The sequence below is a fragment of the Pseudomonas sp. LRF_L74 genome, from assembly GCF_965644255.1.
GTDB lineage: Bacteria > Pseudomonadota > Gammaproteobacteria > Pseudomonadales > Pseudomonadaceae > Aquipseudomonas.
This window is the reverse complement of sequence record NZ_CBFFRH010000004.1, coordinates 72,437-97,539: the sequence shown is the minus strand read 5'-3', so window position 1 is coordinate 97,539 and position 25,103 is coordinate 72,437. Positions and strand designations below refer to the sequence as shown.

The window sequence follows — 25,103 nt, the reverse complement described above, 5'->3', positions numbered from 1 at the left end:
CAGAGCCGATGCCAGCCAACAGATTGATCGACATGTACGCGGTCCAGGTGTTCATCGCCGTGGCCGAGGAGGGCAGCATGTCCGGTGCGGCCACGCGCATGGGCATCTCCCAGTCCGGCGTGTCGCAGATGGTCAGGCAGCTCGAGGAAGAGTTGGGCGTGGTCCTCGTCGACCGCTCCACGCGGCCCATGGCGTTGACCCCGTTTGGTGTGGCCCTGCGCAATCGCGGCTCGGTGCTGAGCGAAGAGCTGTCGCACCTCAAGGCTCAGGTGGTGGATGCCGGGCGCGGGGTCAAGCCTGACCTGCGTATCGGCCTGGTCGATTCGTTCGCGGCGACCTGTGGCTCGGTGTTCACCAAGCGATTGCTGGACAAGGTCGCGCAGCTGTCGATTCGCACCGGCCTGAGTCCGCAGCAGGGCGAGTCACTGTTGCGGCGCGATCTGGACCTGATCGTCACGAGCGACCCGTTGATGGATGCCAACGACGTGATCCGTTATCGGCTGTTCTCGGAGAGGTACTTCGTCATCACGCCGAAGGATTCGCGCAGCGAAATCGCCAGCATCGACGACGTTCGGGCGCTGGCTAACGTGCTGCCGGTGGTGCGTTTCAATCGCGGCTCTCAGGTCGGCCTGCAGATCGAGCGTCACCTGCGCAGCCTGAACATCCGCGTGCCCAACCGGCTGGAGCTGGACAACGCCGACGCCCTGACCTCGATGGTCGCCGAGGGCATTGGCTGGGCCGTCACCAGCCCGATGTGTTTGCTCCAGGCCTCGACCTGGGCCGACCAGGTCAACGTGCACCTGACCCCGGAGCTGGGCCTGGAACGCTCGCTGTACCTGGTGGCCCGTCGGGACGAATACAGCGCCTTTTTCGCGGATGCCTGCGAAACGGCGCGTGAGGTTGTCATCCATGCCTTTCTGCCGAGGCTGCAGGCCTTGGGCCAGGGCGTGGAGACATTGATAAATACAGATGAAGGACGTTCCCTTGAATACTTTTGAGCGCAAAGAAACCCGGCAGGAACACGATTATGTCGGTGATGTGCTGATTCCTGCCGACAAGCTCTATGGCGTCAACTCGGTACGCGGCTTCGACAACCTCAGCGTGTCGCCGCTGACCGTCGCCCACTACGCCGAATTCCGCGATGCCTTTGCCCAATGCAAGCAGGCGGCGGCACTCGCCAACCTCGACAGTGGCGTGCTCGATGCCGAACGCTGCGCGGCCATCGTGCAGGCCTGCAAGGATGTCATCGACGGGCAATGCGACGACTCGCTGATCGTCGATCTGCTGGAGGGCTCCGGCGGCACCTCGACCAACATGAACTTCAACGAGGTCATCGCCAACCGTGCGCAACAGGTGCTCGGTCATGCGGCTGGCAGCTACGACGTGGTGCATCCCAACGACCATGTGAACGGCTCGCAGTCGACCAACGATGTCTACCCGGCCGCGCTGAAGATCGCTACCCACGCCATGCTGGCGCCGTTGATCGACGAAGTGCAGAAGCTGGCGGCGCAATTCGACCAGAAGGCCGAGCAGTTCGCCGATGTCTTGCACCTGGGCCGCACCTGTCTGCAAGACGCGCAACCGATGCGCCTTGGCCAGCTGTTTTCCGGCTATGCCTCGCTGACCCATCGCTTGGCCGAGGAACTGGGTGCGGTGCGCGGCAAGCTGCACACACTGCCGCTCGGTGGCACCGCCATCGGCACCGGTTTCGGCGCGCCGGCGGCTTATCGCGATGCGGTGTACCGGCACCTGGGCGAGATCACCGGCGTGGCTTACCAGGCGCCGTCGAATCCTTTCGATGCGATGCAGAACATGGACGTGTTCTCACGCGTCTCGGGCGAGCTGCGCACCTGCTCGGCATCCCTGGCGAAGATTGCCTCTGACCTGACCGTACTATCCTCCGGTCCGGTCGGAGGCATCGGCGAATTGAAGCTGCCAGAGGCCCAGGCCGGCTCGTCGATCATGCCCGGCAAGGTCAACCCGGTGCTGCCGATGGCGATGATCCAGTTGAGCTTCGCGGTGATCGGTAACGACGTGGCGGTGGCCCAGGCCGTGCAGTACGGCGAGCTGGAGATCAACCACTTCGAGCCGGTGGTGGCGTCGCGGATTTTCGACAGCATCGCGCTGCTGACCAATGGCATCCGCCGTTTCCGCGAGAAGTGCATCGCCGGCATCAGCGCCGACGTCGCCCGCAACGAAGCGCACCTGGTCAACTCCATGGCTGTCGCCACGGCGCTGGTGCCGACTCTGGGTTATGCGAGCGTGAGCAAGCTGGCGCGTCAGTCGGTGAACGAGGGCCGTTCATTGCTGGCGATCATGGAAGAGTCGGGCATTCTCTCGCAGACCGAGGCCATGGCTGCTATCGAGAAGGCTTCGCGGCCGGTTTTCGAAAGCTGAAATCCTGTGATCCGTGTGGCTGGGCTGCGAGCCCGGCCGCTTCGGTCGCTGTCAGAAGGGGAACGTTCCGATGATCAACAGTGCAGGTCTGCTCGATGAGTTGCTATCGCTCGGCATCGAGCACGAGGTCGAGCACCACCAGCCGATCTTCACCATGGCGGATTCCGATGCCTTGGAACTGTCCCTCGATGGCATGCGTTGCAAGAACCTCCTGCTGCGCGATCGCAAGGGCAAGCACTACCTGCTGATGACCACCGCCGAAAAGTCCGTGGACCTTTCCCGGTTGAGTCAGGCATTGGGCAGTGGTCGCCTTTCGCTCGCGTCGCCGGAGCGGCTGTTCGTGTTGCTCGGTGTGCGACCCGGAGCATTGAGCCCACTGGCCCTGGTCAACGACACGGAACGCCAGGTCGAACTGATCCTCGATGAGGATCTCGGCACGGCGTCCCACTATGTGTTGCATCCGCTGGATAACGGGATTTCCGTGCAGCTTTCCAGCGCTGCATTGCAGCGGTTTTTGATTGGAATTCAGCACCACGCTCGCTGGGTCGCCATCGCAGCACGTTCTTAAAGCAATAAAAACCAACGCCCGTTCCTGTCGGCTGACAGGGGCGCGGGCCGCCCTTTGCCTGCTACTCATGTTTGGAGTGGAACAATGAACATCTTCAAGTCCGGAGTTTTTGCTATCGCGCTCACTGTCACGGCGGTATCCAATGCCATGGCCCAATCGTCGCTTCCCCAGGTCGCCGTACTGGCTACCGGCGGCACCATCGCCGGGACCGCTGCCCAGGACACGCAGACCACCGGCTACAAACCCGGCGTGCTGACGGCCGATGCGCTGCTCAAGTCCGTGCCTTCACTCGACAAGGTGGCCAAGGTGTCTGCCGAACAGGTGGCCAATGTCGGCAGCGACAACATGGACAACGAAATCCTGTTGAAGCTGGCCAAGCGCGTCAACGAACTGCTGGCCCGTGACGACATTTCCGGTGTGGTCATCACCCATGGCACGGACACGCTGGAAGAAACCGCTTATTTCCTCAACCTGGTGGTGAAGAGCGACAAGCCCGTGGTCATCACCGGCTCGATGCGGCCAGCCACCGCGATCAGTGCCGATGGCCCGAGCAACATTCTCCAGGCCGTGACCGTCGCCGCCGACAAGGACGCGCGTGGGCGTGGGGTGATGATCGTGCTCAACGATCGTATCGGCTCCGCACGTGACACGACCAAGACAGACGCCAACTCGGTGGACACTTTCAAATCGTTGGGTAGCGGTTATCTGGGTACTCTGGTCAATCAGGTGCCGCACTTCGAAACCCGCATCGACAAAAAGCACACCGTTGATACGCCGTTCGATGTGGCCACGCTCAGCGCGCTGCCGAAAGTGGACATCCTCTACGGCTACCAGAACGACAGCGGTTATCTGTATGACGCCGCTGTGGCCAACCAGGCCAAGGGTATCGTGGTAGCTGGCGTGGGCGCTGGCAGCGAGTCGCGTTTCGTCCTGCCGGCGATCAAGGCGGCGATGGACAAGGGCGTAGTGGTGGTGCGCTCGTCGCGTACCGGCAGCGGTCATGTGCCCGAGGACGAGGCCTATCTGGGTTTGCTGGGGGATAACCTCAACCCGCAGAAGGCGCGCATTCTGCTGATGTTGGCGCTGACCGTGACCCAGGATCCGGCGAAGATTCAGGCAATGTTCCACGCCTATTGATCGATCCATGCGCCAATCTGGCTCAGGTTGGCGTTCGGCAAGGTCGGAAGGATGGAATCTTACGGCTCACATGCTTGTGCTGGATGAGTCATGGCCGTGCTGCCTTGAGTGTTTTCCACGCCTGAACGATCGCTTTTTTCTGCTCGTTGCCGAGGCTTTCCAGCAGGTAACTGCGACGCCGTTGCTCGATGGTCAGCACATGCTCTGGATTGTCCGCCGTGAAGGCTTTCATGGCGGGAGACTGGCTCGGAAGCGGCGCGTAGAACTGCGTCGCCCGCGCATTGCGAATCGCGTTGTCTGGTGCGATCAGGTAGTCGATGAAGCGGTAGGCGAGGTCCGGGTGCGGTGCATTGGCTGGGATCGCGAGGGTATCGATGTACAGCGCGGCCCCTTCATCCGGAATCCGATAGCTCAAGGCGGGATTGCTCTGCATGGCACGCAGGGCATGCCCGCTCCAGGCCATGGCCAGGCATAGGCGGCCTTGGGCAACGGCGTCGACATATTCCCAGTTATCCAGGGCGCGCAGGCGTGGCATCAAGGTCGCCAGCGGTTGCAGGGCACGGTCGATCTGGCGGCTTCCGGCAATGCGCCGTCCCTGGAAGTTGAGCAGCAACGAAGTGACTTCTTCAGGTGCGTCGATCAGGCCCAGGCCACAGCTCTCCACGCGCGCAGCCTGCCTGTCATCGAATAGCAGGCTCCAGCTGTTGGGCAGTGGCGAGCCGTAGGTTGCTTGGGCCTTGGCATCGTTGATGACCATGCCGATGGAGCCCCACAGATAGGGGATGCTGTGCGGGTTGGCACCGGGTAGACCAGCCAGCATGGAGAGCAACCAGGGATCGAGTTCCTGATAGTGCGGCAGACGACTGCTGTCGAGTGGCAGCAGGCGATGCTCCTTCAATAACTGCCCAAGCATGAAGTGGCTGGGCACGATGACATCGTAGGCCTCGCCATTTTCCAGCGCCTTGAACAATTCGTCCGAGGTGGTGAAGGGGTGATATTCGACCCGAATGCCCGTGGTTTTCTGGAAGTCTTCCAGTACCTGGGGATCGAAATAATCCTTCCAGCTGTAAAAGCGCAGCAGCTGTTCGGCTTGTGCGCTAGCGCAGGCGAACAGAGCGAGGAGGGCAAGCAGAATCTTCATGGCTGATTGCCTCGGTCAGGTACGGAAATGCTTGACCAGGCCGTGCTGGTGACTGGCCAGGTCGTTCAGTGAGAGGCCCAGTCGTGCAGACTCCTGCAATTGCCGAAGCCTGGCTTGGGCTGCTTCGTCGAGCATGCGGATGCTTTCGCGTTTCTGTAGCTGGGCGTTGCGATAGGTCTGGTAAAGCATCGTGCCGAGCAGGCTCGCCACCACCGCCAACAGGCACAAGCCGCTGAGCAGGCTGATACGCCATTGAATGCTGATCGCTCTGACAGTCATGGATGGTGTCTCTCGACGTGATCGCACTGGCGCTCGCTCGTGCACCGCGAGGCAGCGTACGCGCAGGGGTGTTCAGCAATGCGGGAGATGAGCATTGGCGTGGAGCCTCGTATCAGCGGGGTTTCTTGTTATGGCGCTTGTGTATGGGCGATAGCGCCTGTGACCGCAGGGGCGATAACGATCGCTAGGGCCGGAGAGCACCCAGCGTTATCCCGAATCGGCAGGCTTCGGTAAGGGGTGACCGTGGCGTGACCCAAGTTGGAGCGTGCATTTCTTTGCTGCCGATTTGGGATAACGCCCCATCGCCGATAGGCCTAGGATCGATTTGGCCAGTGAGCCCATAACAACAGATTTTTGGCCGGCCAGGCGGCGATATGCCGCGCTGTACGGCCCTTACAACAACGACTGCCTCATAGAACAAGGTCAAAATAATGAGCGTATCCGTCACCCCGGCCGCCGGCTCGACAGAGCTGCGGCGTGGCGCCCTTGGCGTCGGTTTCATCATCTTCTTCGTCGTGTCGGCGGCCAGCCCGCTGAGTGTGCTGGCTGGTGGTTTCCCCATCGGCATCATGCTCGGTAACGGGGCGGGCACGCCGGCGCTGTTGCTGCTGGCGCTGCTGGTGTTGCTGGCCTTTTCGGTCGGCTATACCACCATGGCGCGCCATGTCACCAATGCCGGTGGTTTCTACGCCTTTTCCTCGCGTGGCCTCGGTGGCCTGGCGGGGGGCGCTGCCGGGGTGCTGGCGATGTTCGCCTACAACATTCTGCAGGTCGGTCTGTATGGCATGTTCGGCGGTGTCGTGTCGGGCACCATGGCGAGTGTCTTTGGCCTGGAATTGCCCTGGTGGGCGTATTCGCTGATGGCGATGGCCAGTATCGCCGTGCTGGGCTATCGCAATATCGATCTGTCGGCGCGGGTGTTGTCGCTGATCGTGGTGGCCGAGTATCTGGCGATCCTGGTGCTGGACGTCGCGATCCTGCGCAGCGGTGGTGATAACGGCGTGAACTTCGATGCCTTCAAGGCGGAGCATGTGTTCAGCGGTACGCCGTCGATCGGGCTGCTGTTCTGCTTCGCGGCCTTCATTGGTTTCGAGGCCACCACCATCTACGGCGAGGAAGCGAAGAATCCGCGGCGGGCGATTCCTATCGCGACCTACGTCTCGGTGCTGTTGATCGGGTGCTTCTATGCGTTGTCGATCTGGTCGATGGTGGTGGGCGTGGGCGCCGACAAGATCGTGCCGACCCTGCAGTCGCTGGATGATCCGACCACGTTCATTTACGGGCTCTCCGATCATTATGTGGGCGGTGAGCTGACCCAGATGATCCGCATCCTGTTCATGGTGAGCATCTACGCCGGTCTGCTGGCTTTCCACAATTCCGCTGCGCGCTATTTCTATGCGATAGGTCGTGATGGGCTGCTGCCCCGTGCGCTGGGGGCGACGCACCGTATCCACCAGAGCCCGCACATGGGGTCGGCGCTGCAAAGCCTGATCGCGGCGGTCGTGGTGCTGATTTTCGCGGCCATGGATGCCGATCCGATCCTGCAACTGTTTTCCTGGTTTTCCAGCCTGGCCACGTTGTGCCTGATTCTGCTGATGGCGATGACCTCGGCTGCCGTGCTGATGTACTTCCGGCGCAACCCGCAACTGAACCTCGGCATCCTGCGCAGTCTGGTCCTGCCTGGATTCTCCTGTCTGGTTCTGAGTGTGGTGCTGGTTATCGCGGTGCTGCATTTCGAGGTGCTTACCGGCTCCAGCAAGGCCTTGTCCTATGGCCTTTGTGCGGTGATTCCCGCCGCGCTGGTTGGCGGCATTCTGCTGGCGCTGCGCCTGCGTCGCCGTTCGCCGGCGTGCTTCGAGGCGCTTGGCAGCCACAAGCTCTGAGCCTCGCTATTTCCCAATGACTTGACCGCCGAGCAGGGCTATCTGCCGGCGGCGCAATGAAAGGTTTCTCCGATGAACGACTATCCAATGCTTATCGATGGTGCACGTGTAGCAGGTGAAGACGGGCACTTTGATGTGGTCAACCCGGCCACCGGCGAGGCTTTCGCCCAATGCACGGCCGGTTCCCTGGCTCAACTGGATCAGGCCGTGCAGGCGGCGCAGCGGGCATTCTCCCTGTGGCGGTACAGCAGCCATGCCGAGCGCAGTGAATGCCTGCGCCGTATCGCCAGCGATATCGAGGGCGAGGCAGAAGCGTTGGCTCGACTGATCGTCGCCGAGCAGGGCAAGCCCTTGTCTCTGGCCATGGGTGAAGTGATGGGCGGTGTGGCCTGGACACGTTATGCCGCCGAGCAGGAAATCCCCGTGCAAGTGATCGAGGAAAACGCCAGCCAGCGTGTCGAGCTGCACTACAAACCGCTCGGTGTGGTGGCTTCGATCACGCCCTGGAACTGGCCATTCATGATTGCCATCTGGCACATCATGCCGGCCCTGCGCGCGGGTAACTGCGTGATCAGCAAGCCTTCCAGCCTCACGCCGCTGAGCACGATCCGCCTGGTCGAGATCATCGCCCGGCACGTGCCCAAGGGCGTCATCAACGTGATCACTGGCGAGCGTGGCTTCGGCAGCGCGATTTCCAGTCACACCGGCATCCACAAGATCGTCTTCACCGGTTCCACGGCGACCGGCCAGCGGGTCATGCAGGCCGCCGCCGGTAACCTGAAACGCCTGACCCTCGAGCTGGGCGGCAACGACGCGGCCATCGTTCTGCCAGGGACGTCGGTCGAGGCGGTGGTCGAGGATATCTTTCAGGCTGCCTTCCTCAACATGGGCCAGACCTGTGCCGCGCTCAAGCGCCTGTATGTGCACGAGTCCCAGGCCGCAGCATTCGCCGAGGCGCTGGCGGTTATCGCCCGACGTCAGGTGGTCGGCGATGGCTTGCAGGCGGACGTCACGTTCGGGCCGGTGCAGAACATCGAACAACTGGAGCTGGTCGCCGAGTTGGTGGCCGATGCTTGCGTCAACGGCGGTCGCGTGGTGTGTGGCGGTGAGCGCCTGGAACGGCCGGGCTACTTCTTCCCGCCGACCATCGTCACGGGGGTGAGCGATGGTCATCGGCTGGTGGATGAAGAACAGTTCGGTCCGGTGTTGCCGGTGATCGCCTACCGCGATGTCGAGGATGTGCTGCGTCGTGCCAACGACAGCGATATGGCGCTCGGTGGCTCGGTGTGGGGCAGCGATGTCGTTGCTGCCGAAGCGCTGGCCAGCCGTCTGGAGAGCGGTGTGGCCTGGGTCAACTGCCATGCCCAGATCCATCCGCATACCCCGTTCGGTGGCAGCAAGATGTCCGGGTTCGGTGTCGAGTTCGGCCTGGAGGGGCTGCTGGAATTTACTGGCCAGCAGTTGCTTTACGTGCGCAAGCATCAAGCCGTTTGAGGAGCCCAGCCATGTTCGAGAAGTACCAAGGCATGGAAAAGAAGTTCTGGCATCCAATGAGTTCTTCCGCTGCCGGTAACCGACAGAAAACCCTGATCATTGCCCGTGGCGATGGCAACTACATCACTGATATCGACGGTAATCGTCTGCTCGATGGCGTGGGTGGGTTGTGGAACGTCAACATCGGCCATAACCGCGCCGAAGTGAAAGCCGCGATTGCCGCCCAGCTCGACGAGCTCGCCTACTACCAGACCTTCGACGGCATCGCCCACCCACGGGTATTCGACCTGGCCGAGCGTCTGACCTCGATGTTCGCTCAGGAGCGCATGAGCCGCGTGCTGTTCAACTCCGGCGGCTCGGATGCGGTGGAAACCGCACTGAAAATGGCCCGTCAGTACTGGATCGCGTGTGGCCAGCCAAACCGCACGCGCTTTCTGTCATTACGCAATGGCTACCACGGCGTGCACATGGGCGGCACATCGGTTGGCGGCAATGGCGTTTATCACTACAACCATGGACCGTTGCTGGCGGGCTGCTACCAGCTCGATACGCCCTGGCTGTACCGCAACCCCTGGGATTGCCGCGACCCGCAGCAATTGGTCGAGCATTGCATGCGCCAGCTCGAAGAGCAGATCGCCTTCCTTGGCGCACAGAGCATCGCCGCATTCATCGCAGAGCCGGTGCAGGGCGCGGGCGGGGTGATCGTGCCGCCAGAAACCTATTGGACGCATCTGCGCAACATCTGCGACCGCCATGGCATTCTGCTGATCGCCGACGAAGTGGTCACGGGGTTCGGTCGCTCCGGCTGCATGCTGGGCAGCCGTGGCTGGGGCGTGGCGCCGGATATCCTGTGCCTGGCCAAGGGCATTTCCGCCGGGTACATCCCGCTGGGGGCGACGGTGTTCAACCAGCGCGTGGCCGACGCCATCGAAAACGGTCCCGGCTTCAGCAATGTGATCATGCACGGCTACACCTACAGCGGTCATCCGACCGCCTGCGCAGCTGCACTGGCGGTGCTGGATATCGTCGAGTCCGAGGACCTGCCAGGCAATGCGGCAACGGTCGGTGCGCATCTGCTGGCGTGCCTGCAACCGCTGGGTGAACGCTATGACGTCATCGGTGAGATACGCGGCAAGGGCTTGATGATTGCCCTGGACCTGGTGGCCGACAAGCGTACCCGTCAGCCGCTCGACCCCGCTGACGGCTATGCCGCACGGGTGGCCGATGCCGTGCGCCGCGAGGGTGTGCTGGTGCGTCCGGTGGGTAGCAAGATCATTTTGTCACCGCCGCTGACCCTGACCTGTGGCGAGGCCGAGACGATGGTGTCCGCCCTGGACGCTGCTTTTTCCAGCCAACGCTGATACCTGAATGTTGCCTGGGGTGACTGCCGCCCGGCGGCCTGCTGCGTGAAATAAACAAGAACGACACTGAAACGTCCTGGGGAGCCTCATCATGGAACAACGAAATCTGTTTGCGCACATCAGCGCAGGAGGCCTTGCATTGAGCCTGGCAATCGGTCTGGCCAGCCAGGCCAACGCCTACGAGCTGTATGCCGATGACGACACGCACCTGAATGCCGACATGCTCGCGGTCTTCGGCATGATGAACAGTCGCAAGAATTATGACGGTACTTCCGGTGGTTCGAGCTGGCGCGAAGGTTTCATCAAGTACGGGGTGAGTGGCGACCAGGGGTTGGCGCGCGCGGGGAGCGTCTACGGTGCTTTCGCGCTGGTCAGCTCTGCGACCTGGGGTGACGGGGATGCCGCTGGTAACACCGATGGTTCCGAGCGCACCACCAAGGTCGAGGACGCCTATCTGGGCTGGCGCTCCGCCGATCTGTTTCCGGTACTGGGCCAGGACGGTGTGGACTTTTCCTTCGGTCGCCAGGTGGTCAAGCTCGGCCGTGGCTTTCTGATCAACGACGATGGCCCGAACCTGGGTAAAGGGCCGCTGGAAGGTGATCTCAATCGGGGCGGTGCTTATTACATCGCGGCCCGTCACGCTTTCGACCGTACCGCTGTGCTGCGCCTCGGTGGGCAGGACGGCCTGCATGGCAGTGCATTCTGGCTCAAGTCCGACAACCGGGCCCAGGTGGAAACCTCTCTAGCGGGAGGCACCCTGGACTACACCGGCCAGGCCGGCACGCTGGGCCTGACCTATATCCATGGCCTGGATGTCGCCGATCAGTGGGCTGACGACTTCAAGCGCCAGCGCGATGGCATGGATGTCTACAGCATCCGTGGTGAAGGCGATGCGGGCATCGAGAATGCCAGCTTCGCCTTTGAGTATGCCTGGCAAGACAAAGAGGCCGGCGCCGAGAAAGCCTGGTACGCCGAGGCCGGCTATAGCTTCGCGGATGTGGCCTGGTCGCCCAGCCTGACCTATCGCTATACCCGTTACTCCGGCGGCTGGGACTCACTGTTCACCGGCCTCAGCACGGGGCTCGGCACCTGGTTCCAGGGCGAGGTCGCGTCCAACTATGCCGGCCCGTTCAACACCAATACCGGCATCCATCACCTTGGGGTCAAGGTCACGCCGCTGGAGCGTCTGACCCTGGGCGCGCTGTTCTTCGATTTCAGCACCTTGCATGACCGCCATGTGCAGAATCTGGATGCCCGGGAGCTGGATCTCTATGCCGAATGGGCGGTCAGCGATCACTTGATCATCAGCCCGCTGGTTGGTCTCTACAAACCGAAGCGGGACAACGAGACCGTTGGCTCTCAGGTCGGCGGCAACGGCACCAACGTCTACAGCCAACTGATCTTCGTCGTACCGTTCTGATCGGGCAGCCGTCCGATAATTTTCGCGGCGTCACTCTCACGCTCCTTGGCCGCATGGCCGCCCCTGGTGGGCGGCCATCTTTGTCATGCCTGTGGCGTGGATCGCTGTGAATGCATGTTGATGGCGATCTGTCCGGCGGTTTCGATGAGCATGTCGCGCACGGTTTCCTGACGCAGCAGTTTGAAGCTGCTGGTCGTGCCCACGGCAGAGATGCTGCCGACCACTTCCTTCTCGTCGACGCTGATGATCGGTGTGGCGATACCCGTGAGGCCGAGGTTGAGCTCATCATGGGTGATGCAATAACCGTCCTTGCGGATCTTCTTGGCGATCCTTGCGAACTCCGACCAACTGCAGGTGCTGTAGGGATGTTCCGGGTCGCTGGCGATTTCTTCGAATAATTTTTGCAGGCGTTTGCCTTTCTGGTAGGCCACCAGCACTTTCGATTGGGCGCCGAGGAACAGGGGTAGCGGGTGCCCGCGCCCGAACGAGAAGTGGTAAGTGTCGGTGGGTTCTGCGATGTAGGTGTTGATGATGTGCCCGTCGTAGAAAACGCTGGCGAATACCGCCAGGCCGGTCTCGTTCGACAGCCCGTGCATGAGTTCGCGACCGGCACTGAGAATCGGGTCGTACTGCCGCATCATCCAGTCCAGTTCGATGATCCTCGGCCCCAATCCATAGCTGCCTGCACCGACACGGGTCAGCAGGCCGGCTTCGCATAGATCCTTCACATAGCGATAGACCGTGGCGCGTGACAGCCTCATGCGGGTGGCAATGGTCTCCGGGTCGACCTGCAACTGCTGGTGGCCGAACAGATCCAGTACGGCGAGGGTCTTGCTCAAGCTGCTCATGTGATGTCTCCAAGGTGCCGCAATGGCGCGGCTCTTTCTTGCGTGGTTCCTGCCCTGGCTGGGCACCCTCAGGGGGCAATGCGTGCCCTGTGTTCAGGCGCGGTGCCCCATTCAGTGGCAATTTAAGGTTGAGAGAAAATACCCTTTAAAATCTCATTTGTCTCGTATTTTGAGTAATTTAATAAAAAATCGTTGTAATGGTTTTTTTAAAGTGAAATAAATCTCAAAAATAACGCAAGCCTGTGAGGGCAGACGAATGAATGGTGCCGAGTTACTCATCAAGGCCGCCGCTGCCAGCGGGGTCGAGTATTGTTTCGCCAATCCGGGAACCACCGAGATTCCCCTGGTAGCCGCACTCGCTGGAACATCCACGCTCAAGCCCGTGCTGTCCCTGTTCGAAGGGGTATGCACCGGTGCCGCCGATGGTTATGGCCGGATCGCCGGCAAGCCGGCATTGACCCTGACCCACCTGGGGCCGGGTTTCGCCAACGGCATCGCCAACTTGCACAATGCGCGCCGGGCCAATACGCCCATCGTCAACGTGATCGGCGATCATGCTTCCTGGCACGTCAATTACGATCCGCCACTGGCCAGTGATATCGAAGCCCTGGCCGGTGCCGTATCCGGCTGGGTACGCACGTCGCGCAGCGCCGAGCGGGTCGGTGAGGATTTCCAGAGCGCCGTGCAGGCTGCCTGGCAGCCTCGTGGCCAGATCGCCAGCCTGATCCTGCCCATGGATCTGCAAGCCAATCCGGTCAGCGAGGCGGCCGCACGCTTTGCGCCCTTGCAGGCGCCGGTGCGGCGTTTCGCCGGCGACAAGGTCGAGCAGGTGGTCAGTGAGCTGCGGGCCGGCAAGCGCCTGGTGTTCATTGTCGGCGATGGCGGCCTTTCGGCTGCGGGGCTGGAGGCTGCCGGGCGGCTGGCCAACCTGTCGGGTGTGCGGCTGTTCGCGGAAACCTTCCCGCGCGTCAGTCATCGGGGCGGCGGTCTGCCGGACCTGGATCGCCTGCCCTATTTCCCAGAAGTCGCCATCGAAATCCTCGACCAGTACGACCTGGTGGTCTGTGCCGGCGTGCCGGAGCCGATCAGTTACTTCGGTTATGAAGGCATTCCTTCGCGCCTGGCCGAGCGTGATCGCCTGCTGTTCCTGGCCGACGTCGGCGACGATGTGGCCGGCGCCTTGAGTGCATTGGCCGATGCCCTGCAAGCGCCAGCCTACGTGCCTACTGCGCAAGGTATCGAGCTGCCGACAGCGGAGGAGCGCCTGACGCCGCAGTCGGTCGGTCGCGTGTTGTCTGCCGCCCTGACCGATGACTGCATTGTTTCCATCGAAGGCGGCACCTGCGGCTACCCGTTCTTCACCGCATCGGCAGGCGCTGCGCGTCATCGCGTGCTGACCAACACCGGCGGCGCCATCGGCCAGGGCATCCCCGCCGGCTTCGGCGCGGCCCTGGCGGAGCGCGGCAATACCGTGTTCTGCCTGCAATCGGACGGCAGCGCGCAATACACCATCCAGACCCTGTGGAGCATCGCCCGCGAACAACTGCCGGTGGTGATCCTGATCGCGGCCAACCACCGCTACGCGATCCTGCAGAACGAACTGCGCCGTTATGGCGTCACCGAGTTCGGCCCGCAAGCGCTGGCCCTGACTGAGCTGGATCGTCCGCGCGTGGACTGGAAAGCCCTGGCCAAGGGCTACGGCGTACCGGCCAATACCGTGCGCACCAACGCCGAATTGCAACAGGCACTGGCCCGCGCCATCGCCTCGGTTGCGCCGTGCCTGATCGAAATGGAGCTGTGAACCATGAGTGACGTTCAACTGCTGCCTGCTGTCCGCGAATTCCTGGCCTCGCCCAAGCGCCTGTTCATCGGCGGTCAATGGCAGGACGCCGCCAAGGGCCGGCATTTTGCCGTCGAGAACCCGGCCACCGCGCAAACCATCTGCCAGGTGGCCGACGGTGACGAAGCTGATGTGGACGCCGCCGTTGCGGCGGCCCGGGCGGCCTTCGAAGGCCCGTGGCGTTGGGAGACGCCGGCCCGTCGCGGCTATCTGCTGTTTCGCCTGGCCGAACTGATCGATGCCCATGCCGAGGAGCTGGCGCAACTGATCACCTTGGAAAACGGTAAACCCATCGCCAACGCGCGGGGCGAAGCGGCCAGCGCGGCGAACATCATTCGCTATTTCGCGGGCTGGCCGACCAAGATCGAGGGCAGCACCGTGCCGGTCTCGCCGGCGAGCGGTGCGCCGATGCTCAACTACACCTTGCGTGAGCCTGTGGGCGTGTGTGCCCTGATCGTGCCGTGGAACTTTCCGCTGACCATGTGTGTGTGGAAGCTCGGCCCGGCCCTGGCCACTGGCTGCACCGCCGTGCTCAAGCCAGCCGAGCAGACACCGCTGGTGGCGGTGCGCCTGGTGCAGTTGATCGAGCAGGCTGGTTTCCCGGCTGGCGTGGTCAACCTGCTCACCGGCTTCGGCATGCGTACCGGTGCGCCGCTGGCTGCCCATGCCGATGTCGACAAGATCGCCTTCACCGGCTCGACCCAGGTCGGCCGGCTGATCGCCCAGGCGGCGACCGGCAACATGAAGAAGGTCTCGCTGGAGCTGGGCGGCAAGTCGCCGAACATCATCCTGCCGGACGCCGATATCGCTCGCGCAGCCAAGGGTGCGGCCGACGGCATCTTCTACAACCAGGGCCAGGTGTGCACGGCCGCATCGCGTCTGTACGTGCATGAAAAGGTGCTCGACCAGGTGCTGGACGAGCTGCGCCGTCATGCTGCCGCTCATGTCATCGGCTCCGGCCTGAACAGCTCGACCACGCTCGGCCCGCTGGTTTCCGAACGCCAACTGGGCATGGTCAGCGGCTACTTGCAGCGCGGCGTGGAAGAGGGCGCCGAGCTGATCTGTGGCGGCAAGCGCCCCGAGCATCTGGAGCATGGCCACTTCATCGAGCCGAGTGTGTTCCTCGACCGCGCCGAGCGTGCCTGCGTGGCCCGCGAGGAAATCTTCGGCCCGGTGCTGACGGTGATGAGCTGGTCCGACGTCGACGAGCTCGCCCAGCGTGCCAACGACTCGCCTTACGGCCTGGCCGCCGGCCTGTGGACGAATGACCTGCGCGCCGCTCATCGCCTGGCGGCGCAACTGAAGGCCGGCTCGGTGTGGATCAACTGCTGGAACGTGGTCGATCCAGCCTCGCCCTTCGGCGGCTACAAGCAATCCGGCTGGGGCCGGGAAATGAGCAAGCACGTGATCGACGCCTACACCGAGACCAAAAGCGTCTTCGTCGATCTCGCCTGACCTGACTAACTACAAGAGGAGTCAACATGGATCTGCAACTTGATGGCCGCGTGGCCATCGTCACCGGCGGCGGCATGGGCATCGGCAAGGAAGTCGCGCGCTTCTTGTCCCAGGAAGGCTGCAAGGTGGTGATCTGTGCCCGGCGCATGGAGTACCTGCGCGCTGCGGCAGAAGAAATCACCGCCGAAACCGGCAACGAAGTGCTGCCGCTGTTCTGCGACACCAACGATATGGGGGCCGTCTCAGAGATGGTCCAGCAGGCCAAGGCGCATTTCGGCCGCATCGACATTCTGGTCAACGGTGCCGCCGCGCCGTCCGGCGTGGTGCGCAACGACATCGAGCACGCCGGTGACGACGAACTGCTGTCGGACATGAACACCAAGGTGATCGGCTACTTCCGCTGCGCCAAGGCCGTGACCCCGCACATGAAGGAGCTGGGCTTCGGTCGCATCATCAACATCGGTGGTCTCACCGGCCGTGGCAGCAAGGTGTTGTCGGGCATGCGCAACTTGGCCATCGCCCACATGACCAAGACCTTGTCTGACCAGCTCGGCCCATCGGGCATCACCGTCAACCTGATCCACCCCGGGGTGGTCGACACCCCGCACATCCAGGAACTGTACGAGCGCGAAGGCGTGAAACAGGGCAAGACCCCGCAGCAGGTCGAGCAGGGCTACATCGACGCCACGCCGATCCGCCGCACGCTGCAACCCATCGAGATGGGCTGGCTGATCGGTTTCCTGGCGTCGCCGAAAGCCGGCGCTGTGACGGGCGAATCCATCGGTATCGACGGCGGCCTGACCCGCGGCATCTTTATCTGAGGAGGCAATCATGAGCAATGGAACCTTGTTGGTGGCCACTGTCGGCCAGGCAGTGATACGCAGCGCCGACGACGGCAAGACCTGGCACCGCCTGGGCCTGGGCCAGGATATCGAGTTCGACGCGATCACCCGCTCGCTGAGCATGTCCCCATCCGAGCCGGACGTGATCTATGCCGGCACCGATGTCGGCCTGTGCGTCAGCCGGGATGTCGGTGGCAAGTGGACCCGCATCGACTCGCCATTCAACGGTGAGACCGTATGGAAAGTCGCGGTCGATCCCAACGATGCGCAGCGCATTTTCGTCGGCACGGGCGCGCCGTCGCGTGCCGTGCTGTGGCGCACCCTCGATGGTGGCGTCAACTGGTATCGCGTACCGGTGGAGATCCCCGAGTTCTGCGATGGCGTGAGCAAGCCGCGCCTGCTGGCCTTCGCCTACGACCCGACCGACCGCCAGCAAGTCTGGTTCGGCCTGGAGGAGGGCGGTCTTTTCCATAGCCGTGACGGTGGCGAGACCTTCACTCGTATCGACGACCGCCTGCTGTGGGACTACAACTCGGACATCCACAACATCGTGGTGCTGCCCAACCACGGCAAGAAAGTCATCGTGGTGGTCTGCGTCAATGCCATCTACCGCAGCTTCGACGAAGGCGCGACCTGGACCGGCATCATCGGTGCGGAAGCCTTCGGCCTGTATTACGTACGTGTGCTCAACGCCCCGCTGGGTAGCGAAGACACCCTGTACCTGAGCATTTCCGACGGTACGCCGGGTACTACCAGCAAGGTGCTGATCTCGCGTGACGCCGCGGCGACCTGGGAAGTGTTGCCGCTGTCGCAGCAACCCAACTCCTGCGTGTGGGCCATCGCCTTCAACCCGGCCAACCCGAAGCAGATGCTGGCCGGCACCAAGTATGGCCATCTGTTCACCTCGGAGAACGGCGGTAACGGTTGGCAGAAACAGTGGCGCGAGTTCAGCGAGATCGCCGATGTGCTGTGGACCCCAGCGGTTGCGCAGATCAAGGCCGGGCATACATCCGTCATCAAGAAGTGAGGACTAGGCGATGAAAATCGAGATCGTCCGTACCCACCTGTCGTTGTTCGTCACCGATCCGGAGGTGTCCGCACCTTGGTACGCCGATGTATTGGGCATGCACGAAAGCGCCCGTGGCGAGAGCTGGATCATGATGGCCTTCGGCAGCAAGCACCATGACATCGCCCTGATCAAGGCCGCGCCTGGCGCGCACCAGGGCGGCCTGGGGCTACAGCATTACGGCCTGGAAATCGCCGGTGACATGACCACCCTGCGCCAGCTCTACGGCATGTTGCTGAGCAAGGGCGTCGAGATCGTAAAGATCACCGACCATGAAATCGGCAACGGCCTGTACTTCAACGATCCCGATGGCAATCGCCTGGAGTTCTTCCTCGAAACCGAACACGACGATGCACGGGCCAAGGAGCGCTTCCGCGCCGCCGGCGCGCCCAGCCGTCACTTCGACCTCGACCCCCTTTGATTCAGGAACGCATGATGAAAACCAAGAATTTCGCCAACTATCACATTCGCAAGTGGTACAGCTTCAGCGAGGAAACCCTGGCCAATGAGAGTGGCCAGTTGGCCGATGGCGAGCCGCTGTTCAAATACGTGATTGCAGCGGCGATCCATAACCCGTATGCCGGCCGTTTCAGCGAGAGCCTCGACGAACTGATCGGTGCTTCGCCGGAGCTGGGTCATGAGTTCGGTCGCCGTATCCAGGCTCTGGCCGCCGGGCGCAAGGTGATCAGCTACGGCAAGGCCTGCCTGGTCGGTACCAACGGCGAGTACGAGCATGGCAATGCTTTTCTCACCAACCCGGCTGCCGACCCGGTGCGTGCCGCCCTGGGCGGCGGCAAGTCGTGGGTGCCGTCGACTGGCAAGCGCGGTGCGCCCGGCGTGACCATCGATGTGCCGCTGGCGCACAAGGACGCGCTGTACGTGCGTTCGCACTACGACACAGTGTCGGTCTCCTTCGGCGACGGTCCGGCACCGGACGAAGTGATCATCATCTGGGCCTTCGCCACCCGTGGTCGCCTGCATGCGCGCCTGGGCGGGCTGAGTGCCGATGCGATCAAAGGTGATAACGGTTTGACCTGATGTTGTTACCGGGCGGGGAGCACCGTGATGTCTGCGAAAAGCTTTTTCTTCCATAACCGTAATCTGCTTCCCCTGCATGTCCTGCAGTGGGGCAGGCTCGATGCGACCCCGGTCATCCTGCTCCACGGTCTGCGCGCCTACGCGCAGACCTGGGAGTCGCTGGCCGAAGCGCTGGGCGACGAATTCTGTGTCTACGCCCTCGATCAGCGTGGTCGTGGCCTGAGTGACTGGGCCGAACCCCATACCTACCGGACCGACTACTACGTGCAGGATCTGGAGGATCTGGTCGATTACCTGCACCTCGGGCGTTTCATGCTGGTTGGCCATTCCCTGGGGGGCGCCAACGCCCTGGAGTACGCACGCCAGCATCCCGGTCGACTGACCGCGCTGGTGATCGAGGACATCGGGCCGGGCTCATCGAGCGTCGGTGATGGCGCGGAGCGTATTCGCCGTGAGATGCGTGAAACACCAACCTGGTTCGCCGACTGGGATAGCGCTCGTGATTTCTGGCAGCGCTCGCGTCCCGGTCTGTCGGCCGAAGGCCTGGCGTCGCGCCTGAAGTATTCGATGAAAGAAACCAACAACGGTATCTACTGGCGGTATGACCAGCAGGGCATCGCCGAGGCGCGCCTGAGCATCGAACCGACCGATCTGTGGCCGGCGGTACACAGCCTGGATTGCCCAACCTTGTTTGTCCGTGGCGGACGCTCCGATTTCCTGCCGCCAGCGACCCTTGAGCGGATGCAGCAAAGCAATGCCAATGTTCGTGCGGTGGAAATCGCCGATGCCAGCCACTATGTGCACGACGATCAGGGGGCTGTGTTCAACCGCGTCGTCGGCGAGTTTCTGAGGGCGCAGCAAGGCTAGCGGAAAAGCAGCAAGTAGGATGGGTGGAACGAAGCGATACCCATCACATCGAGGCATCTCTGGCAAAACGGCAGCGGGCTCCAGGGAGAGCTCGGCATGACGGGCATCCAACGTAATCATAAGAAGACTGGTGAGAGAGCATGAAACGCGAGACGACTCAGGTTGTAATCGTCGGCGGAGGGCCGAACGGCATCACGGCAGCCCATTACATGGGGTTGCATGGCATCGACTGCGTGGTGCTGGAACTGGCCGAGGGCATCCTCCCGTATCCACGTGCAGTGGGTATGGATGACGAGGCATTGCGTGTGTTGCAGGGCATTGGCGTTGCGGACATCGCCGTGCGCGACATGATCTGCGACGTCCCGCTGCGTTACTACAACGCCCGTGGCGTGTGCTTCGCCGAGGTCAAGCCGACGGTTGCCGAATACGGTTGGCCGATGCGCAACATCTTCATGCAGCAGTTGCTCGAAGGCACCTTGCGTGAACAGCTGGAGCGCCATGAGTGCGTCGATCTGCGCCTGGGGCACGAAATGCTCGATCTCAGTCAGAACGAGGAGGGCGTGACCTTGCAGGTCAAGGACGCCGATGGCGAACCCTACGAGCTGCACGCACAGTATGTGATCGGTGCCGATGGCGGCCGCTCCTGCGTGCGCAAGAAGCTCGGCATCGAACTGCTGGGCATGACTCATCCACGCAAGTGGGTGGTGGTCGACGTCACCAACGATTCACTCGATGCGCCTTATACGGCACTGCATGCCGACCCCGAGCGGCCCTTCGTGTGTATCTACCTGCCGTACCGGCAGCGCCGCTGGGAGTTCATGCTCAAGGAAGGCGAGGACGAGGCCAGGATGTGCGAAGAAGCCACCATTCGCGGCCTGATCCGTGGACATATCGGCGATGCCGTCGACGAGTTGGAGATCGTCCGTATTCGCGCCTACACCCACAACTCGCGCGTGGCGGCACGCTTCGTCGAGGGGCGTGTGGCGCTGGTTGGCGACGCTGCACACATTTCTCCGCCCTGGGCCGGGCAGGGCCTCAACTCCGGCCTGCGCGACGTTGCCAACCTGGCCTGGAAGCTGGTGGCGGTGCTGCAAGGCCGCGCATCGCCGAACATCATCGCCAGCTATGACGTGGAGCGCCGTGGTCATGCCACTGACCTGATCGGTCTGGCCGACAACATGGGCGCGGTACTGGGCCTGACCAACCCGCTGATGGCCGGCGTGCGCGACTGGCTGTTCCAGGCGGTCAACACCGTCGATAACCTGCGTTCGCACCTGCTGGAGTTCAAGTTCAAGCCCAAGGCGACGATCATCAAGGGCCTGGTGCACCACGAGCGTGAAGAACTGCGTGAGGGCGACTTGGTCGGCCAGTTGTTCATCCAGCCTTTCGTCGAGGATCACGACGGCAAGAAATGCCGGCTGGATGACATTCTCGGCGACTCTTATGCCGTGCTGGGCTATCGGGTCAACCCTGCAGAAGCCCTGAGCGAAGAGGCGCAGGCCTACTGGAAACGCTGGGACGCCCGCTTCATTCAGATCAACCGTTCGCGCAGTGGCGCGCGCCATCAGCCGCTGAGCGCTGACGGTGCGATCAGCATCGAGGACGTGGATAATCGCCTGGGCAACTGGTTCGCCAAGGTACGCGACAGCATCGTCATCGTTCGCCCGGATCGTTTCGTCGCGGCGATCACTACGCCCGAGCGCCTGGAAGGTGTGCTGGCCAGGCTTCAGAGGCAATTGTCATGACGGCTCTGGCCGACCTGCCGCAGCGTCTGCTGCGGGCGCAGGCCTGCTGCGAACCGTTGCCGGCTATCGATGCGGACTCACTCGACCTGACGGCTGGCTACTTCATGCAGCGCAATGCGCTGCAACTGCGCGAAGCTCGCCAGGAACGCCTGACCGGATGGAAGATCGCCTTCGCCAGTGAAGCTGCACAGCGTCGCTTCGGCCTCGTCGAACCGGTCTACGGCGCGCTGACCGACAGCATGTCACTGCAAGCGGGTCAGGACGTGGACCTGTTCCGTTTGATCCAGCCCAAGCTGGAGATCGAGCTGGCCCTGATACTGGGGCGTGAGCGTGTGGATAGCGCGTGCAGCGACGCTGACATTCTTTCTTCCGTCGCCAGCGTGGCACTGGCATTCGAAATTGCCGATTGCCGCTGGCAGGGCTGGCGATTCGGTGCTGGCGCCTTTCTGGCCGACAACGCGGCCGCGGCCCTTTATTGCCTGTCCGCCGCGCAGCCATTCGATGCGCAGCGACACGCTCAGGTCGAGTTTCACCTGACGCGTGATGGCGAGGAGATTGGCAGTGGGCTCAGCAGCCTCACCCAAGAGGCGCCCTTGAGCATGCTGTGCTGGTTGGTCCGGCGCCTTCTGGCCGACGGTCAGTGTTTACGCGCCGGTCAGGTGATTCTCTCGGGGGCTTTATTGCCGCCGATGGAGATCCTGCCGGGGCGCTACAGCTTGAAAATGCTTGGCATGGAACTGGCTTTGGCTTTCTGCCGGAAGGCTGACTGAACGGAAACGATCAGCCTGACGGACCCGCGTGGAGCGAAACCGATATGTTCGCAGAAGTCCGATCTTTCACCGACCCGCAACAGCATGCTGGCTCCATTCTGGGATGGCGGCAGGTATACGACCAGTTGGGCCGTGGCAGCCTGTCCAGCGAATTGCGGCAGATTTCATCGGATCGTTTTCAGATGTTCCAGGAAGTACTGGACAAACGCGTGGTGCAGCATGGTTTCGCCCCCCAGGGGCGGCTGTGCATTGCCATGTCCCTGGATGTCGGCCGGGCCCCCGTGGTTCAGAAATACGAGGTGGGTACCCATAGTGTGGCGATCCTGAGAGATGGCGAAGAGTTCGTGTTGCACGCGCCGGAGGGCATCCGTTTCTTCGCCGTGAATGTCGACATGCTCCGCTTCGCCAAGCTGGCAGCGCTGGAGCTGCCACAAGAGCAACTGCAGCGCCTGAACACGGTGTCGCAGATCAAGGTGCCGGACTCCGTGCTGCAGCGCATCCAGCAGCGTCTGCATCCGACGTTCCAATACCTGGTGCAAGGCCGGGCGGACCTGAGTGCCGCCGCCGAGCAACTGCTTGAGGACACTCTGCTGGATATCTTTCTCGACCTGTTCAACAGCGCCAGGGATGAGCACTGTGGGCGGCAGAGCAACCTCACTGTCAGTTCCTACCTGGTCAAGAGAAGCCAGGAGCTGGCCCTGGCCAGCATCGATACGCCTCTCACTGTGCTGGATTTGTGCGATCGGCTTCGGGTCAGCCGCCGGACCCTGCAGAACAGTTTTCAGGTCGTCACTGGCACGCGCCCGGTCGAGTACCTGCGCAACCTGCGTCTCAACGCAGTACGTCGCCGCCTGATGAACAGTTATGTCGAGGAATGCAGCATCGGTGAGGTGGCGGCGGAGATGGGTTTCTATCACCTGAGCCATTTCTCCGGCAACTATCGAGAGCTGTTCGGTGAATACCCTTCGGAGACCCGGCGTGCCCAGTGTTGATGCGTTCATTTTTCGAGTGATCACTGCATGACGTTAGAAAACAGGCCGCGTACGTTGATCGTACTGCTTGCCGTACTGGCTGCCTTCGTACCGCTTTCCATCGACACCTATCTGCCGAGCCTGCCTGATATCGCCCGCGCGCTGGCGTCCGACGATACGCAGGTTCAATGGACCATCGGCGTGTTCCTGGCGGGGCTTTGTCTGGGCATGCTGGTGTATGGCCCGCTTTCTGATCGTTACGGTCGTCGGCGCCTGCTGTTGGCCAGCATCATGATTTATATGGTGGCGTCGGCGGGCTGCATTCTGGTCGTCAGCGTCGAGCAACTGATCGCCCTGCGTTTTCTTCAGGCGCTGGGTGGTGCCGGGGCGCTGGTGCTCGCCAGGGCTGTGGTCAGGGATCTGTATCCATTGTCGGACGCGGCGAGGATTCTCTCGCTGATGCATGTGATCGCCATGAGCGCGACCCTGGTGGCACCGATTCTCGGCACCTATCTGGTGCTGCTGCATAGCTGGCGGGCCATCTTCGTCGTATTGCTGTTGCTGGGAGGCGTCTGCCTGATCGCGACCGTGCGGCTGCTCGATGAGAGCCTGCCGCCGTCACAGCGGACAGGCTCGGTGCTCGCGTCGTTCGGGCACTACCTGACGGTTTTCAACGATCCTCTGGCGCTGCTTTATATCCTGAGCATGGGCCTGTCCGTTGGTGGCATGTTCACCTTCATCACCGCTTCTCCGTTCCTGTTCATCCACTACTTCGAGTTTTCGCCACGGGCGTTCAGCTGGCTGTTCGGGTTGAACATCATCGGCATCATTCTGGCGACCATCCTCAACGCCAGGCTGGTCAGACGCCTGGGGCCTCAGCATTTGCTCGGCATTGGCAGCCTGGTCGCGGCAGTCGCTGGCCTGGCATTGATCGCCATTGGTGCGACGGGGTGGGCCCAGCCGGTCTCTATCGTCTGTTGCGTCGTGCTGTACATGGGCATCAGCGGGCTGATCGGTGCCAACTGCATCGCCAGCCTGATGGCCCTGTTTCCACGCAATGCCGGTGCCGCAGTAGGACTGGCGATTTCCTTGCAGTTCTCGTGCGGGGCGCTGTTCAACGGGCTGGTCAGCCTGCTCTCCGATGGCACTCCGCTTGCCATGTGCCTGATCATTGGTTTCAGCGGCCTCGGCAGCCTTCTTTGCTATGTCGGTATCCGGCATTTTTCCTGCCAGCGTGAGTTGGCAGGTAAGTCACTGGCGCTGCGTTGAGCGTTCGCCTGTCGTAGTGGCAGGTGTCATCCATCGGGCCTTTCCTCTTCGAACCTGCTCACGATCTCAGATCGGCTCCTCAGGCAGCGTTGGGGCACAAGCAGACGTTGAGATTATTTACGTCACTCCCGCGAAGGCGGGAGCGCAATAACAAGGCACTTCTGGTTGATTCCCCTTCGGGCCAGCGCAAGCGCTGTTCAGCGATGGAGCTGCTGTCCCGCCTTCGCGGGAATGACGGCTAAACACACCGCGTAGGATCGGTTATCGCACGATCTCAGATCGGCTTCTCAGGCAGCGTCGGGGCACAAGCGGACGTTGGGATTATTTACGTCACTCCCGCGAAGGCGGGAGCCCAATAACAAGGCGCTTCTGGGTTCCCGCCTTCGCGGGAATGACGGCTAAACACATCGCGTAATAACGGTCATCGCACGAAGCCCGCCCCTCGAAGCCGCCATTAGAACGGGCTCGGAGAGATCGTGAACAGGTTCTTATCCCGATCTGCGTGGAAGTGACGCCTGTTTCCGCTCGTATCCACGTGCCGCCCGGCGTGCACCGTTGTGGCTCTTTTTTGGAGCCTGTGCATCGAAATAGAACGGTAAAAGTCGCGTAATTTGAGAATGGGTTCCCCATTTTTTACAGAGCGGGTTGTTTTTAAATCTCCAGTCTCATTTCTCCTGTTTATTTGCGAATCCAAGCCCTATGGCCTGCTTCA

23 protein-coding genes are annotated in these 25,103 nt (G+C 62.1%); 19 read left to right on the top strand and 4 right to left on the bottom strand.

What is annotated here, in order from left to right; all coding sequences use genetic code 11:
- Positions 1–8: 8 nt before the first annotated feature.
- The 4 genes from ACSZPK_RS11880 (at position 9) to ACSZPK_RS11865 (ending at position 4,102) form a co-directional block, all read left to right on the top strand.
- Positions 9–998 (top strand): LysR family transcriptional regulator, encoded by a 990-nt coding sequence (locus tag ACSZPK_RS11880; protein WP_437881667.1) that lies wholly within the window; start codon positions 9–11, stop codon positions 996–998.
- A complete protein-coding gene (locus ACSZPK_RS11875; RefSeq protein WP_437881666.1) occupies positions 985–2,397 on the top strand; it encodes an aspartate ammonia-lyase in 1,413 nt (470 codons plus the stop codon). The genes ACSZPK_RS11880 and ACSZPK_RS11875 overlap by 14 nt, the downstream gene beginning before the upstream one ends.
- A 70-nt stretch (positions 2,398–2,467) precedes the next feature.
- On the top strand, positions 2,468–2,965 hold the full coding sequence (locus ACSZPK_RS11870; RefSeq protein WP_437881665.1) for a prolyl-tRNA synthetase associated domain-containing protein: 498 nt from the start codon (positions 2,468–2,470) through the stop codon (positions 2,963–2,965).
- 84 nt (positions 2,966–3,049) lie between these two features.
- Positions 3,050–4,102, top strand: coding sequence for a type II asparaginase (locus ACSZPK_RS11865; protein WP_437881664.1), 1,053 nt, complete (start codon positions 3,050–3,052; stop codon positions 4,100–4,102).
- Between the two features lie 88 nt (positions 4,103–4,190).
- Here ACSZPK_RS11865 and ACSZPK_RS11860 read toward each other — a convergent pair whose 3' ends face one another.
- Entirely contained in the window at positions 4,191–5,243 is a 1,053-nt protein-coding gene (locus ACSZPK_RS11860; RefSeq protein WP_437881663.1) for an extracellular solute-binding protein, read from the bottom strand.
- A 15-nt stretch (positions 5,244–5,258) separates the two neighbouring features.
- Complete coding sequence (locus tag ACSZPK_RS11855) at positions 5,259–5,522, bottom strand: hypothetical protein (RefSeq protein ID WP_437881662.1); 264 nt, start codon at positions 5,520–5,522, stop codon at positions 5,259–5,261.
- 431 nt (positions 5,523–5,953) lie between these two features.
- Here ACSZPK_RS11855 and ACSZPK_RS11850 point away from each other — a divergent pair, with 431 nt between their 5' ends.
- The 4 genes from ACSZPK_RS11850 to ACSZPK_RS11835 all read left to right on the top strand — a co-directional run bounded on the left by ACSZPK_RS11850 (position 5,954) and on the right by ACSZPK_RS11835 (position 11,680).
- A complete protein-coding gene (locus ACSZPK_RS11850) occupies positions 5,954–7,405 on the top strand; it encodes an APC family permease (RefSeq protein WP_437881661.1) in 1,452 nt (483 codons plus the stop codon).
- Positions 7,406–7,477: 72 nt separating this feature from the next.
- Positions 7,478–8,899 carry an aldehyde dehydrogenase family protein gene (locus tag ACSZPK_RS11845; RefSeq protein WP_437881660.1) on the top strand — a complete coding sequence of 474 codons (1,422 nt, stop codon included), beginning with the start codon at positions 7,478–7,480 and terminating at the stop codon, positions 8,897–8,899.
- Positions 8,900–8,910: 11 nt separating this feature from the next.
- Positions 8,911–10,260, top strand: a complete 1,350-nt coding sequence (locus ACSZPK_RS11840) for an aminotransferase class III-fold pyridoxal phosphate-dependent enzyme (RefSeq protein WP_437881659.1) — start codon at positions 8,911–8,913, stop codon at positions 10,258–10,260.
- Positions 10,261–10,351: 91 nt separating this feature from the next.
- Positions 10,352–11,680, top strand: coding sequence for a hypothetical protein (locus ACSZPK_RS11835; RefSeq protein WP_437881658.1), 1,329 nt, complete (start codon positions 10,352–10,354; stop codon positions 11,678–11,680).
- Between the two features lie 83 nt (positions 11,681–11,763).
- On the opposite strand, the gene ACSZPK_RS11830 is transcribed toward ACSZPK_RS11835, so the two are convergent.
- Positions 11,764–12,528, bottom strand: coding sequence for an IclR family transcriptional regulator (locus tag ACSZPK_RS11830; protein WP_437881657.1), 765 nt, complete (start codon positions 12,526–12,528; stop codon positions 11,764–11,766).
- Positions 12,529–12,784: 256 nt separating this feature from the next.
- On the opposite strand from ACSZPK_RS11830, the gene ACSZPK_RS11825 reads away from it, so the two are divergent.
- From ACSZPK_RS11825 to ACSZPK_RS11795, 7 genes are read left to right on the top strand one after another with little or no spacing between them, the layout of a single operon-like run.
- Complete coding sequence (locus tag ACSZPK_RS11825; RefSeq protein WP_437881656.1) at positions 12,785–14,329, top strand: acetolactate synthase large subunit; 1,545 nt, start codon at positions 12,785–12,787, stop codon at positions 14,327–14,329.
- Between the two features lie 3 nt (positions 14,330–14,332).
- Positions 14,333–15,823, top strand: coding sequence for an aldehyde dehydrogenase family protein (locus ACSZPK_RS11820; RefSeq protein ID WP_437881655.1), 1,491 nt, complete (start codon positions 14,333–14,335; stop codon positions 15,821–15,823).
- Positions 15,824–15,849: 26 nt separating this feature from the next.
- Positions 15,850–16,644 (top strand): SDR family NAD(P)-dependent oxidoreductase, encoded by a 795-nt coding sequence (locus tag ACSZPK_RS11815; RefSeq protein ID WP_437881654.1) that lies wholly within the window; start codon positions 15,850–15,852, stop codon positions 16,642–16,644.
- Between the two features lie 10 nt (positions 16,645–16,654).
- Complete coding sequence (locus ACSZPK_RS11810) at positions 16,655–17,692, top strand: glycosyl hydrolase (protein ID WP_437881653.1); 1,038 nt, start codon at positions 16,655–16,657, stop codon at positions 17,690–17,692.
- 10 nt (positions 17,693–17,702) lie between these two features.
- Positions 17,703–18,152 (top strand): VOC family protein, encoded by a 450-nt coding sequence (locus tag ACSZPK_RS11805; RefSeq protein ID WP_437881652.1) that lies wholly within the window; start codon positions 17,703–17,705, stop codon positions 18,150–18,152.
- A 14-nt stretch (positions 18,153–18,166) separates the two neighbouring features.
- Positions 18,167–18,769 (top strand): amino acid synthesis family protein, encoded by a 603-nt coding sequence (locus ACSZPK_RS11800; protein WP_437881651.1) that lies wholly within the window; start codon positions 18,167–18,169, stop codon positions 18,767–18,769.
- A 27-nt stretch (positions 18,770–18,796) separates the two neighbouring features.
- A complete protein-coding gene (locus tag ACSZPK_RS11795) occupies positions 18,797–19,636 on the top strand; it encodes an alpha/beta fold hydrolase (protein WP_437881650.1) in 840 nt (279 codons plus the stop codon).
- A gap of 43 nt (positions 19,637–19,679) precedes the next feature.
- On the opposite strand, the gene ACSZPK_RS11790 is transcribed toward ACSZPK_RS11795, so the two are convergent.
- Entirely contained in the window at positions 19,680–19,778 is a 99-nt protein-coding gene (locus ACSZPK_RS11790; protein WP_437881649.1) for a hypothetical protein, read from the bottom strand.
- Between ACSZPK_RS11790 and ACSZPK_RS11785 the strand changes: the two genes are divergently transcribed.
- The 4 genes from ACSZPK_RS11785 to ACSZPK_RS11770 are packed head-to-tail and all read left to right on the top strand — an operon-like array spanning position 19,777 to position 24,391.
- Positions 19,777–21,381 (top strand): bifunctional 3-(3-hydroxy-phenyl)propionate/3-hydroxycinnamic acid hydroxylase, encoded by a 1,605-nt coding sequence (locus tag ACSZPK_RS11785; protein ID WP_437881648.1) that lies wholly within the window; start codon positions 19,777–19,779, stop codon positions 21,379–21,381. The two genes, ACSZPK_RS11790 and ACSZPK_RS11785, sit on opposite strands and share 2 nt — an antisense overlap.
- A complete protein-coding gene (locus tag ACSZPK_RS11780; RefSeq protein WP_437881647.1) occupies positions 21,378–22,151 on the top strand; it encodes a 2-keto-4-pentenoate hydratase in 774 nt (257 codons plus the stop codon). Before ACSZPK_RS11785 ends, ACSZPK_RS11780 begins: the two co-directional genes overlap by 4 nt.
- Before the next feature lie 44 nt (positions 22,152–22,195).
- Entirely contained in the window at positions 22,196–23,143 is a 948-nt protein-coding gene (locus ACSZPK_RS11775; RefSeq protein ID WP_437881646.1) for a helix-turn-helix domain-containing protein, read from the top strand.
- Positions 23,144–23,170: 27 nt separating this feature from the next.
- On the top strand, positions 23,171–24,391 hold the full coding sequence (locus tag ACSZPK_RS11770; protein WP_437881645.1) for a multidrug effflux MFS transporter: 1,221 nt from the start codon (positions 23,171–23,173) through the stop codon (positions 24,389–24,391).
- The last annotated feature ends 712 nt before the right edge of the window (positions 24,392–25,103 follow it).